Source organism: Shewanella sp. 10N.286.54.B9 (assembly GCF_041468565.1).
Classification (GTDB): Bacteria; Pseudomonadota; Gammaproteobacteria; order Enterobacterales; family Shewanellaceae; genus Shewanella.
Genome location: NZ_JBFRIY010000018.1, coordinates 44502 through 57779 on the forward strand (window position 1 = coordinate 44502; position 13278 = coordinate 57779).

12 protein-coding genes are annotated in these 13278 nt (G+C 42.9%); 7 read left to right on the forward strand and 5 right to left on the reverse strand.

Going from position 1 to position 13278, the window contains the following annotated elements; translation table 11 throughout:
- Positions 1–12: 12 nt before the first annotated feature.
- Both AB4135_RS06470 and AB4135_RS06475 read left to right on the forward strand, forming a co-directional pair.
- Positions 13–711, forward strand: a complete 699-nt coding sequence (locus AB4135_RS06470; protein ID WP_371991334.1) for a DUF3334 family protein — start codon at positions 13–15, stop codon at positions 709–711.
- A gap of 81 nt (positions 712–792) precedes the next feature.
- Positions 793–1809, forward strand: a complete 1017-nt coding sequence (locus AB4135_RS06475) for a LacI family DNA-binding transcriptional regulator (protein WP_371991336.1) — start codon at positions 793–795, stop codon at positions 1807–1809.
- A gap of 50 nt (positions 1810–1859) precedes the next feature.
- Here AB4135_RS06475 and AB4135_RS06480 read toward each other — a convergent pair whose 3' ends face one another.
- Positions 1860–2528, reverse strand: a complete 669-nt coding sequence (locus AB4135_RS06480; protein WP_371991338.1) for a PolC-type DNA polymerase III — start codon at positions 2526–2528, stop codon at positions 1860–1862.
- A gap of 171 nt (positions 2529–2699) precedes the next feature.
- Between AB4135_RS06480 and AB4135_RS06485 the strand changes: the two genes are divergently transcribed.
- A complete protein-coding gene (locus tag AB4135_RS06485) occupies positions 2700–3845 on the forward strand; it encodes a JmjC domain-containing protein (RefSeq protein ID WP_371991340.1) in 1146 nt (381 codons plus the stop codon).
- A gap of 114 nt (positions 3846–3959) precedes the next feature.
- On the opposite strand, the gene AB4135_RS06490 is transcribed toward AB4135_RS06485, so the two are convergent.
- Positions 3960–4877 carry a transporter gene (locus AB4135_RS06490; protein ID WP_371991342.1) on the reverse strand — a complete coding sequence of 306 codons (918 nt, stop codon included), beginning with the start codon at positions 4875–4877 and terminating at the stop codon, positions 3960–3962.
- A gap of 165 nt (positions 4878–5042) precedes the next feature.
- Here AB4135_RS06490 and AB4135_RS06495 point away from each other — a divergent pair, with 165 nt between their 5' ends.
- Genes AB4135_RS06495 through AB4135_RS06505 form a run of 3 tightly spaced genes read left to right on the forward strand, consistent with a single transcriptional unit; the run spans position 5043 to position 6663 of the window.
- On the forward strand, positions 5043–5555 hold the full coding sequence (locus tag AB4135_RS06495) for a GreA/GreB family elongation factor (protein ID WP_371991344.1): 513 nt from the start codon (positions 5043–5045) through the stop codon (positions 5553–5555).
- 44 nt (positions 5556–5599) lie between these two features.
- Positions 5600–6115: a GNAT family N-acetyltransferase gene (locus AB4135_RS06500; protein ID WP_371991346.1), complete on the forward strand. Its 516-nt coding sequence runs from the start codon at positions 5600–5602 to the stop codon at positions 6113–6115.
- A gap of 2 nt (positions 6116–6117) precedes the next feature.
- Entirely contained in the window at positions 6118–6663 is a 546-nt protein-coding gene (locus tag AB4135_RS06505) for a GNAT family N-acetyltransferase (RefSeq protein WP_371991348.1), read from the forward strand.
- 60 nt (positions 6664–6723) lie between these two features.
- On the opposite strand, the gene AB4135_RS06510 is transcribed toward AB4135_RS06505, so the two are convergent.
- Both AB4135_RS06510 and AB4135_RS06515 read right to left on the reverse strand, forming a co-directional pair.
- Entirely contained in the window at positions 6724–9219 is a 2496-nt protein-coding gene (locus AB4135_RS06510) for a glycoside hydrolase family 15 protein (protein ID WP_371991558.1), read from the reverse strand.
- A gap of 143 nt (positions 9220–9362) precedes the next feature.
- Positions 9363–10919 (reverse strand): MFS transporter, encoded by a 1557-nt coding sequence (locus tag AB4135_RS06515; protein ID WP_371991350.1) that lies wholly within the window; start codon positions 10917–10919, stop codon positions 9363–9365.
- Between the two features lie 341 nt (positions 10920–11260).
- Here AB4135_RS06515 and AB4135_RS06520 point away from each other — a divergent pair, with 341 nt between their 5' ends.
- The gene (locus AB4135_RS06520) at positions 11261–11626 is read left to right on the forward strand and encodes a hypothetical protein (RefSeq protein WP_371991351.1); all 366 of its coding nucleotides are present in this window, start codon (positions 11261–11263) and stop codon (positions 11624–11626) included.
- Between the two features lie 27 nt (positions 11627–11653).
- On the opposite strand, the gene AB4135_RS06525 is transcribed toward AB4135_RS06520, so the two are convergent.
- Positions 11654–13189 (reverse strand): DUF3612 domain-containing protein, encoded by a 1536-nt coding sequence (locus AB4135_RS06525; RefSeq protein ID WP_371991353.1) that lies wholly within the window; start codon positions 13187–13189, stop codon positions 11654–11656.
- Between the last annotated feature and the right edge of the window lie 89 nt (positions 13190–13278).

Consider the following 13278-nt stretch of genomic DNA (forward strand, 5'->3'; position numbering starts at 1 on the left):
AAGGTTTTCATTATGCTAACAACGCAAGATTCTGTCACCACTGATGACATACTACGTAAGCTTTGTATATCAGTCTCTCACGTACTTTCTAGTACCACCAACAGCCAGATCACCCATGCTGGAATGGTGCAGTCAATTACACGTACTTGTTTAAAGCCTGATTTAGGTTGTTTTTCTATTTTTGACGGTGGCTTTTCTGGCCTAGTGGTAATCAATTTTTCGGCACCCGCGGCGATTGAGATCTATCGAGAGTATATGCTTAATATGGGCATGCCTGAGTCAGAGTTGGCGTTCTCGCACACGTCTGACGAAGTCGGCAATGTGATGGGTGAGTTGATGAATCAAATGCTAGGGGATTTCATTAACAAAATTAGTAAGGAATTGCAGACATCAATTAGCCAAAGTCAGCCGAAAATGTTGACCATTAATAAAGAGCTGACCATTTCGGTTGATACTAACCTTGATGAAGCCGTGGCAAGAAGAGTTTCCTTTAAAACTCAGAATAATCATATTTTCTATCTAGAATTTGCGATGGATAAAACAGAGTTCATTAAGTTAACAGATTTCGATGCAGATGAAGATTTTGACTTAGATGATCTGTTGGCAGAGCATGGCCAAGGCACTAGCCCAAAACAAGTAAAAGCCAGCGCAACCTCTAATGAGGCAAAAATGAGTAGTGCAGACGATCTGTTTGATGAGTTAGGTATATAGGCCGATAGGCTATATCAGTGAGAGTGAAGTAAGTAACGCTATAAAAACTACCTAAAACGATAATAAAGGTTTGAAAGAATCATGGTTACAAAAGCAACATCCATTGATATAGCTTACAAAGCGGGAGTGTCACAATCTACAGTCTCTAGAGCCTTAAGAGACAGTCCGTTGGTGAATTTGGAAACCCGCCAACGTATCCAAGCGATTGCAAAAGAGCTTAACTATAAAGTTGATAAAAATGCCAGTAACTTACGGATGCAAAACAGTCAGACGCTTGCGTTGTTACTTTGTGAGGATCCTACCAATGATGACTCACTGATCAACCCGTTCTTTTTATCTATGCTTGGCTCAATCACTCGAGCTTCCGCACAAAAGGGCTATGATCTGCTGGTTTCTTTTCAACAGTTAAGCAGTGATTGGCATGCGGATTATGAGGACAGTAACAAGGCTGATGGCATTATTTTACTTGGTTATGGTGACTTTGTTGATTACGAAACCAAGTTAGCAAAACTGTTAGAGCAAAATACCCATTTCGTCATTTGGGGCGCAGAACACAATCATAAATCGGTATTAACCATTGGTTGTGATAACCATCAAGGTGGCGTAACAGCCACAGAACACCTCTTAGCGAAAGGGCATAACAACATTGCCTTTATTGGCGATTCATCTAGTCATAGCCCTGAGTTTCGTGACCGTTACTTAGGTCACCTCAGCGCACTGAAAAAAGCCGGGATTAAAGCAAATAACGCCATACAGTTTGCAGCGATAAGTACAGAAACGTCGGGATTTGATGCGACCAATAGCTTACTGAATAGTGGTGAAGCCTTTGACGCTATTTTTGCCGCTAGCGATCTTATTGCAATTGGCGCCATAAGGGCACTTAACGCTAAAGGGTTAGCTGTTCCCGAAGATGTTGCTGTCATGGGCTATGACGATATTCCAGTGGCTAGTTTTGCTAATCCGCCATTAACGACAATTAAGCAAAATACTATGCTGGCAGGTGAAATTCTGGTTGAGAGTGTACTTAAACTGATTAACGGTGAAGAGGTATCACCGCAGCTGATCCCGACTAACTTAGTGGTGCGTCAGTCGGCATAGCAACTTTTTAGCTGCCGAGCGATAAAACATGTCATACTCGGCAAAAGGCGTTAGTTGCTGTAATTAGACAAAAATCTAAAGATGTTGGCTTTACTCTGCTTTGTTATCGTTTGCATCAATGTAAACTCCGCATTTTCAATACAATGATCTTGCTTAAGATCATCTAGCATTGCTAACCATAAATCGGCTGTCATCTCTGAATCGGCTAACGCTCTATGAAAAACACCATCATGTTTAATCTGCTTGTAACTGATTAAACTACCAAGTTTATGGTTTGGCGCTTCTTGATATAGCCTTCTAGCAATCAACATCGAGCAAGCAAACTGACCGTTATAACCACGTCCAATAGCGTTGAGCTCGGCATCTAAGAATCGTTGGTCGAAAGATGCATTATGGGCAACCATATTATAGTCAGCGATAAAGTCAGCAAACTGATCCATGACTTCATCACAAGGCGCTGCACTGCTTAGCATTTGGTTGCTAATCCCGGTGTAACTCTCGATAAAGCCACTAACACGAAAGCCCGGATTCATTAGCTCTTGAAAACGATCAACTACAATGCCATTTCGTAATTTCACTGCACCAATTTCTATGGCTCGGTCGCCTTGGTTTGGAGACAGACCAGTGGTTTCAAAATCGAGCACAATGACCGTACTTGCATCTAAAGCGATATCGTTTTGAAGATTTGTCGAATGGGGTGAAGCAAAAGAGTGTGCCAATGTGCAGTTCTTACCAGTAGAGTTTGCGCATATTGTAGAGCGACATTGTGGGGAGTCAATTTAAATGTAACGCAAATTGAATGTTCAGCAACTTGCCAATTTATGATCTTGCCCAAATAACTAAATGCTAATACTTGCTAGGATCGCCGCAAATTATAGTGAGTGATAAATATGCAATTAGATTTAAATGGTATTACGCCGCAGCAGTTCTTAGAGCAGTACTGGCAAAAAAAACCACTAGTGATCCGCCAAGGATTTAAAAATTTTCAAGATCTGCTCTCTCCTGAAGAGATGGCTGGACTTGCTTGTGACGAGATGGTTGAGTCACGCCGAGTCTTTAAAGCAAACGATGAGTGGCAAGCTGAGTTTGGCCCATTTGAATCTTACGAGAAGCTTGGTGAAAAAGATTGGACCTTAATTGTTCAAGCACTGAATAACTGGTTACCAGAAGCAGAAGAGTTAATTCAATGTTTTGATTTTATCCCACGCTGGCGTTTTGATGATGTCATGGTTAGCTATGCCACACCAGGTGGCGGAGTTGGACCTCATATTGACCTTTACGATGTGTTTATCTGCCAAGGCTCGGGTCGCCGACGTTGGCGAGTGGGGGATCTCGGTCCTCACAAAGAGTTTGCCGCTCATCCAGCATTGCTTCATACAGAAGCATTTGATCCGATCATTGATGTTGAACTATTGCCTGGCGATATTTTATATCTGCCACCGGGGTATCCTCATGATGGTGTGACTCTTGAGCCTTCGATGAGCTTCTCAGTCGGTTATCGAACAGCCTCTGCGAAAGACATGGTGAGCGCAATGGCTGATCACATTATCGATAACGATCTGTGTAATGAGCAGATTGCCGATCCGGACCGTGAACTAGCTAATGGCTCTGGCGTGGTCAATAACTCCGACTTAGCACGCATTAAGCAGCAGTTATTCAGCACGTTAGATGACCAGCTAATCAGTGAGTTTAGTGGCCGTTATCTTACTCAGTCGAAATGTGAACTTGATTTACCTGAAGACCATTTAGGTTTTCAAAGTCTTGACGTAACCGAGCAGTTAAAGTTACAGCCGCTAGTAAAGCTTGGTGGCCTGCGTTGTTTGTATTTTGAAGCAACAGCCGCTGACGGTATGCTCTATATAAATGGTGAACAGATCCAACTAGGCGAAACTAAAGAGTCGTTAATCGCACTGTTATGTGACTCGCAGCAGTTAACTCTAGAGGCGCTAACACCTTGGTTGGCTGATGATGAAACACTCAATCAATTAACTGATTGGGTTAATGCTGGTTACTGGTATTTCGACGATATAGAGTAACAGCTAGCATTCGCAAATGCTTGACTGCAAATAGAACTGGTTCAACGGTAATACTGCCATTGAACCTTTTTTATTAGTGCATTAAGTTGAGCGGCATATTTTTGGCTAATCAATCTAGAATATGTACTGCCAAACTGCACCGAGCGTATCAAAATCGCTACCGACTTGAGTAACCACGCCAGTACTGGCGTAAAGTTTAATGCTATTGTTTCTGTTAATCGGCGCTGAATAGGTAATGCCGAAGCGAGAGTTCTCCTGCGAATCAAATGAATCGACATTGTCTTTATGGGTTTCACCACCAAAATAGAAGTTGGCGTTAAGCGATAACCAATGGCCTCTGCTAAAATTGTAAATTAAGTGACCTTGTAGGGTATATTGTGGATCTTGCTCTAGCTTAACGTCATTAAAATACTCGTCGTTATCACCGTAAAAACGCACAGAAGCAATTAAATCGTAATACCAGTCACCGAGCTTATGAGACATGCCTAATCCTGGTCTAAATACCCAGCGATTAGCACCCGCATTTAGTAGTTTATCTCTGTCATAACTTCCCGTAGGCGCGGTTATTTGTAGACTGGTACCGACCACAACACCTTGCTTCCATGCACCAAAGTCGGCAGGCTTTAAAGCCGGCGCGCCAAAAAAGTTCCAGGAGAGTCGAATATTAGCATCGCCATAGCCGCATCTATCAGCGGTTACTCGCTCGCCTTGAAAGTCAGCGCTGCCTTTATAGCAAAGTCGACTTGCCGACATATCAATCTTTGATGATTTGCCAGCCCATGCAAAAGTATGGGCGTATCCGACAACTGCAGCATTGATGTTGATGTCTGCATTTTCAATTGGTGCGGTCGGCGCAGGCGAAAGCTCACCTTCTGAGTGTGCTGCGCCGACGACTAAAAAGTTCATCCCAATGGGAATATTGGTATAGCTTCTAGGCTCAAGATCTTGCGCAGTGCATGTCGCTGCGGCCATTGCTAGGCTGAGCAAGCCAAAATTGAGAAGTTTATTGTCTTTATTATGGCTGTTTTGCATTGATGATCCCTAACTGAAAGATGGCACTCTCTAAGCTGATGCGCGACTTAGTTAATACGATTGCACATCTCCTAAGTTAACTAATTTGTCAGTTTAATCAAGCATGTTATGCTGCAAGCAATTAAAACTATATTCAACATTCTTTGAATAACTACAGGGTTTTCCGTGTTTAGCAGAGAAGAGATAGAACATTCGATTCAGCAAGCCCTTATAAAAGTGCATCAAGATGCGGTGAATGCTGCCAAGCGTGCCCATGATACTGCTACCAGTAGTGAAAGCGTTGCAGAGAATAAATACGATACTTTTGGTTTAGAGGCGTCATACCTAGCCCACGGCCAATCAGTGAGAGTCGCGCAGTGCCAGGCGGATATCGCAGGTTTTGAACAACTTTTCGCCTTATCAAAGCGTCGAGCTTCAAAAGAAAGCGTTATTCACAGCTCAAAGCAGATCACGCTTGGTCACTTAGTTGAACTTGTTGACCAAGAGGATATTGTCAGCTTGTTGTTTGTGGGGCCAAGTGCTGGTGGACTAAAAATTGAATTAGCTAAACGCAATTTTATGCTCATCACGCCGCAGTCGCCTATTGGCGAAAAACTGATGTCACGCGAGGTTAATGATGAAGTTTCGATTAACATTGGGGGGAAACTTCATCATTATGAAATTACTGCGATCTATTAGAAACAAATTAACAGATATTTGAGTGTGATTATAAAAGGATTTATATGGCTTTAATGACCAGTGAAAGACTATCAATTAGACAGGTTACTGCTGCTGATGCGAGTTTTATTCTGTGCTTACTTAACGAACCAAGCTTTATAGAAGGGATAGCGGACAAACAAGTTCACAACCTTGAGCAAGCTGCTAACTATATAGCAGATAATTTCACTAAAAGTTATGCTGATAACGGTTATGGTATGTTCCTGGTTTCATTGCGAAATGGCGATACACCGATTGGGATCTGTGGCTTGATATGTCGAGATTATCGCGATGATTTTGAACTAGGCTATGCGTTTGCAAAAGCCTATTGGTCTAAAGGGTATGCGCAAGAAGCGGTAAAAGCGGTACTCAACTATGGTGAAACTGTTCTTAAGGCAAAGGAATTTATTGCAGTGACCTCTATGGGGAACGAGGCTTCAATAAAGACACTAGAGCGGCTGGGCTTTGTATTCGATAAAATTGAAAAATTGGCTGCTTATGATGAAGAGAGTCGGTTGTATAAATTAACAGTAGAGTCATAACAATGTCGAAGATATTTACCGTGGATGATTTAACTATCCGTGAGTTTGAACTTGGCGACCTAGAGACTTTTGCGCGTTATCGAGCGGTTAAAGAGGTTGCTCAATACCAAAGCTGGAATGACTACTCGATAGAACAAGCCAATAGCTTGTATGAGTCGATGCAGGGGCATCAATTTGGTGAAGTAGGGCAATGGTTCCAACTTGCAATTGTTGCAACCCACAGCAATAACTTGTTAGGTGATTTTGCAATCCACTTTATTGATGCCGAGCAAGTTGAAGTGGGCTTTACCTTGGCGCCAGAGCATCAAGGTAAAGGGATTGCCACTAAAGCGTTGAATGCATTTATCGGTTATCTATTTAATGATATGAAAAAGCACCGAATAATTGCGACTACTGACTGCGACAATCAGCCCTCCTATCAATTATTAGAAAGAGTAGGATTTCGCCGTGAAGCGCATTTTATCAATAATATATTCTTTAAAGGCGCTTGGGGGAGTGAGTATCAATATGGTTTACTTAAAAGTGAAAAGATAAGCATAAGGCAATAAAAAAGCCCGTTAGTTTGTCACTAACGAGCTAGTATTTTCTCGCTTGAGCTAATTGATAAATTAGTTGTTGAGCTTTTCACTCACTATAGAATAGTTATCCCATACCTGTTTATCGGACATCGAACGCACCAGCTTAATGTATTCAGCGTGGGTCCAAGCAAGTGGTGTGGCAGAGTTAGTGCCTTGAGCTGGCTTATAGTCGTAACGCGTTGGGTTGCCAACACCGTCCCATACTTGTTCCGGTAGCATTAATCCTTCATTGGCAAAAGTTTCCATTCCTTGCACATAAGTAATGATTAGCTTTTGATGGGAGTCACTATCAAGGCTGTTGCTCTTAAGGGCTTTAGCAAGCTCAAAATGGCCACGTTCTCCGGTAAAAAATGGCCAAACACGCCCTCGTTGCCCAGCACTGTTTTGGCCTTTCTCAGCGTAGCTGTCACCGTTGACTTCATCTTCTCCATAACCATCATTACCGTAACGTCTAAAGCCTGGAATAAGTGACCCATCTTTGGCTTTAAACTGGTATTTCACTCTTAAGTTATGCTCTAGTTTCTCTTCGTCTATCAGTGCAACCGTATTACTCACCGTCTTATCGGTTGCGTCAGTTACACCGTAGCGAACCAGTTCCAAAAAGCCTCCATCTAGAATAAGGCGTTGATCAAGGCCATCTCTACCATTGTTGTCACCGAGCTTAGTATCAAGGTTTGGTTCGCCGTTTGGCGCTAAACGTACAAAATAGGGTAGTTTTTTATATTGGTCTGAATCACTATTAGAGCGGCTTGATGCTGCCAGTAAACCATTGGTTGTGACCATAAGTTTTGCTATTTGGTTCTGCATCATTTTTGCGGTATCTAAATAACGTTTGGCCGCTATTTCATCGCCAGTATGACTTGCTATATCACTGGCACTGATAAGACCTGATATTACCGCTGCGGTGGTTGAAGGTGAGTAGCCTTGCTGCTCCTCCCAGCGTTCTTGTTGAGTTTTTAGTGGTGTTATATTGGTGTGATTCCAATCTAAGTTAACTTCACCACCATTGACCAAAAACTCTGCGGCAGGTTTGAGCATTTTTTTGTACCAATGGCTTATTTCAGTATCGCTTAATACCCCAGCTTGCCATAACTTCCAGCCGAGCATGATAGGCATTGCAGTCTGATCTAATTGCACACCGACCCATTCAATCTGTCCATCTACATGGGTTTTCTGTAAAAACCAACCTGGTGTGCCGGTATAACCCGGAGTATTTTCAGTTACCTGAACTTTCTCTAAATACTCAAACGCTGTTTTTGGCGTTTGGCTGTCACCCATTGCTAGAAAGGCCATCGCGCATTGATAAAAGTCCCGTGGCCAAACCGCTTTGTAGCCGGTACTGCCAACTTTTGCAGAAACCGTATCTCCCCATGGATTAGAAAGTGAGGCGATTAACGCGCCGGCATGGGTCTTGTCTTCTTGGGCTTTTAACACTAATGCACTGGCGTATAACAACTTGCCATTATCAGTAGTGGTATTCACCATGTTGTTTAATGCATCGAGTGAGCTTAGATAATCTTGCCAACCCAATGCATCTCCATCACCGTTAAAGGCTGCGAGTACTTTGTCGCTACCTGCTGCTAGGCTCGCGTCTGTATTAGCTAAACTGTTTTGCTTATCGCTGCCAAAACCGATGACGAGATCAAAACTTATCTTAGCTTGTTGCTCGCCGGCTTTTACTATTGGGCTCGGGTACTGGGCGGTGAGTGCGACATTCCCTCCTTGGTTTTCATCGGAGGTTGCGCTGTACTGCCAGTTCATATCACCGTTATTTTTTAGATCGGTTAATCCATCAGAGATGCCAACAAAGCCAACACTTGCTTGGCTAAAATCAATACTTGATTTAACACTCATGACACTGCTGTTTTTATCTGTGGTGTTTACGGTAAACACTTTATTAGCAGTGTCATACTGAGCAATATCATTTGCACCACTATTGTCGATATGCGGGTTAACCATTAGGTATGGAGTGATCCCGGATTCAAATGCAGTAAAGATCACCTTCATCATTAGTGCATCGCGGTCAGGATCAGTAAAAATATGTTTTTCTATTTGGTATTTTCCGCCTTTATCTTTATTAATAAGCTTATAGGCAAGTGATAGTGGTCTGCCTTGCTCATCAGTGTGTAAATACTCGATAGAGTGTTCAGTATCATCTTTTTCGGTATCAACAAAACCGTCACCGGTTACAATAAATTGCATCTCTTTAAGTTGCGCATTATGAATAAGACCGAACATGGTTTCAGTAACAATACCTTGGGCAAGCGAGAACCAAACCCGACTGATAGGGTTTTCTGCGCTATCTTGATAACTACCGTCTGCATAGGGCTCATAAGAGGTGCCAATGCCGGTTTTTCCTGCAAAAGCCCATGTTGGGTCGTTTCCAGGAATTCCTGGTGCAATAGAATTTCGCTGATTACCAGTGCTAAGTTTTGTTGTTTCACTTTTAACAGAATTTAACTCGGTACTTTTTTCAGTATTATTTTCTGTATGTTGATTGTTACAGCCGGCTAGTAACAGCGCCATACTCACTGCGGCGGTAAGTACTGTTTGTTTAAATGTGATTGGACCTACCATTTGCTTCCCCAAATATGATGCTTCTTTATTTATTTTGCGTAAAACACAAAGTGTATTGTTAAGGTTTTTGAGTGTTTGATCTTCAACAAGGATCATTGGCTATTGTCGACATTGACTCTTAGCACAGCTATACCTGCTACCATCATCAGCGTGCCACCGGTGATCAGGGCGTAAATCGGCTGGCCATCGAAAAGTACTCTGACGATAAGACCAAGCACACTTGCTGCCAATAATTGTGGGATGACGATAAAGAAGTTAAATATTCCCATGTAAACACCCATTTTCTTTGCTGGTAATGTATTTGCGAGCAGGGCGTATGGGACAGAGAGTATTGAAGCCCAAGCGATACCTATGCCTATCATTGGCAGCCATAATAAGGTGGGATCGCTGATGAACTTAAAGCTTATAAGGCCGAGACCACCACAGAACAGGTTGATGCAGTGAGTCACTTTTAAGCCTAGTTTTTTCGCGAGTATCGGGATAAAAATAGCTGCAATTGCCGCAAAACCGTTATAAACAGCAAAGAGCAAGCCGACCCAGTCAGCACCATCGTTATAGGCTTTTGATAATACATCTTGGCTACCATAGTGATAGTCAGTCACGGCTGCTGTGGTATAGATCCACATGGCAAATAGTGCGAACCAGGAGAAAAATTGCACTAAAGCGAGTTGATGCATCGCTTTGGGCATATTAAACAGGTCATCGACCACACAAAAGATCAACCCCTGCTTTTCACGACTTACACCTAACGGGTTATTTGCTTGAGCACCGTGCTGCAGTTGGGCTAATTTGCTTGAGCAGTATAGTTGTAAAGGACCAAAGCTTAGGATCCCTAAACTGAGAATAAATAATTGCTTATCCCATTCACACAACCAAATAGTGGCAGTAAAAATGCTACCAATACTTGCCCAGAGGATACTGCCGTTTCGGTACTGTGTTGCGCTACGTTGGCCTGTTTTTTGGGTAGGGCTTGCATCAGTATGTTTTTCAAATTCAGCTAACTCTTCAGGTGAGTACTCTTTGGTTGAAATGACGGTCCACATTACAGCAAGGAAAAGCACGGCACCGCCAAAATAGAAAGCGTAACGTACTGAATCAGCAATCTCACCAGCGGGCGCAGTATTACTGACATCAAAATAATTACTTAAAATATAGGGTAGCGCTGATGCGATGACGGCGCCAATACCAATAAAGAAGCTTTGCATCGCATAACCCAGAGTGCGTTGCTTATTGGGCAGGTTATCGCCAACAAATGCCCGAAAAGGTTCCATCGCGATGTTAATCGATGCATCCATAATCCATAGCATGCCAGCAGCAATCCACAAAGCAGGAGAGTGGGGCATAACAAAAAGTGCTAAGGTCGTACAAACTGCGCCTAGTACAAAAAATGGTCGCCTTCTTCCCCATCTTCCCCAGGTGTTATCACTGAGGTAACCGATGATAGGCTGTACAATGAGTCCGGTTAAAGGCGCGGCAATCCACAGAATTGGGATATCATCAATCGATGCGCCAAGGGTTTGGAATATTCGGCTTACATTGGCATTTTGCAGTGCAAAGCCAAATTGAATGCCCAAAAATCCAAAACACATATTAAATATTTGCCAGAAGCTGAGCTGTGGCTTTTGTTGTTGAGGGTTGTTCTCAGACATTAACCAGACCTTTTCGGTGTTAGAATTATTATTGTTGGTCGAATCATTAAAAAATTGGGTAACAGCTAGCAACCTCTGCTGACCGTTACCCTATACCTATGCTATTCCTGCGATAGCCAAACGTGTTTGCGTTGTCGAACTAAAGCGCGTTATAGGGTGGTAAAACTAACGGCTAAACCGTTAGAAACGACCATACTTTTACCGACCACACCACAAGCAGAGCATGAATAAAAGTAGGTTTCCATGTTACCCTTGAGCTTGAATTTGGTACAACAGAATACATACGTATTCATGCTGTATATTTAACAACTGCAACACTTTTAATTAACGGGTACATGTGGATGACTAAAGTGGTTAAAATACAAGCTATTGTTTTTATATGCTTTCTACTATTGACTGGCTGTAACATAGCAAATCACGGTTCGTTTACCTCTCAAACCTATCATGGTGCGACTCAGTCTGAGGAGCTTGTTGCATTAGGCGCTGTGGTAGGCAAAAGCTGTCAAACCCAGTTTTTATATTTATTGCCTATTGATGACGGAGTGTCTACTTTGATGGCAATTGAGCAAGCTAAGCAAGAAATTGCCGGCACCGTGTTACTCGCAAATATGATTATTGACGATACCCTAGCAATTGAATTTGGCTATTCAGAGCAGTGCATCATTGTACATGCAACGGCAATGGGCATACCTAATCACGGTAACTAATACCCCGTGGACTAACCATTTTGTAAGTTACTGTTCATCACAAAGTGCTTTACCGGCTTTATAACAACTTGGTTGTCTTGGGCACACAGCGCCTCTTGAGCAAATAAGCCGAGCTTCATTGTCTATGCCGCGCTCTATCCAATTAATGTTCAGGATTTTTGCCACGCTTAATAGGTTTTGTTTAATATGTTTTGGCATTTCAACTGAGCCACTGTTTTCTGCACAGATCTGTTTCAGCTCTGTGGCAATAGATGCGGAATCACCACCTTGGGCATCGATAGCGGGGTTGAGATCAATGCCAGCGCAAAGCACGTGATTGTTACCCGCCATATCTTCTACCTTTACTGATTCACAGCAGTAGATCCGTGGCTCTTCAGCCACCTCAAGAATAGATATTTGAGCTGAGGTACCTACTTTAGGCTCATTGATCATTCTAAATACGGCCCAGTGCTGACAAGGATCTTCCACCACCCGCATATTGCCCCAAGGCAAAGGAATGCCATTACCGCGATAAACGGCTTTTAATTTTCCAGGTGCATAAGCGTCAAAGTAATGCCAGTGCGGGTAGGGAGAGACAACAGTCATTCGCCGCATTGCAACTGATGCTGAAACACCAACGGTTTTATTGACGTTTATCTCATAGCCGTGTCTGTCTAATAATTGTCTAAAGGGCACTTTTGGACAAAGCAGTGCACCAGCAAAGAAGCTAGACTCAAAATCCCGCCATGCGTGCAAAATATCTTGGGCATTCAAAGTCGATGATGCTGGGCTGGTTAACTCATCGTGGGCAGCGGTATGCCTTCTTCCCGCAGTTAACACGCACTTTAAACCGTCTTTATTGTGTAAAACACAGTGACCAATATGTACCGCAAGATCATATTTAAGCCTTGTTGGGAATGACTTGAGCATCTTGTTGAGATAGATAGTTGATGGCGGCTCAAAGAACGAAGTCACCACATGGGCGGTACTGACTCCCATCTCATCTTCTACTTCTTGCGGGGTTCTATCGACCCATTTCAGTTTTAACCCAAGGGATTTAGCAATATCCTTTAAGTCATCTAATGCCAAAGGAAGCCGTTTTTGACCGACTTCTTCAGCAGCACGTTCAAGATCTGGGAAGTGATTTTGATGGTGTTCTTGGTGTGCGCGGATCAATAAATGGGCAAATTCACGACCGGTAGTTCCTGTTTGTGACAGCATTTCGGGGATGGCAATCTGTAAAATATCACTGGAAAACAGAAAACTCGGTTCTAAAGCCATACCACTTATTCCACCGCGGCGACCTTTTTCTGGTGTAATAGCGTTGTCTTCGGGGACGTCATCGAGGAACCAATCAACCTCTTTTTGAAACACTGCCGCTATCACCGCAAGCATTCCAGCACTCGGGACTCGTTTACCCCGTTCAATCATCGAAAGGTAAGATACAGAGGGGGCTGACTCAGGATCGACACGCACACAGCGGGCTGAAAGATCTTCCATTGTAAGATGGTTTCTCTTACGCAAATTTCTAATCTTGGTTCCGAGAAAATGTGACTTTCTGATCAGGCTCTGATTACTTTTCATATTGTAAAATTCACATTGTAAAATTTTTATTGTGAAATTGTAGCGATTTTTACACTAGACTACAAATCAAGCAGTCAGGAAATGTACAG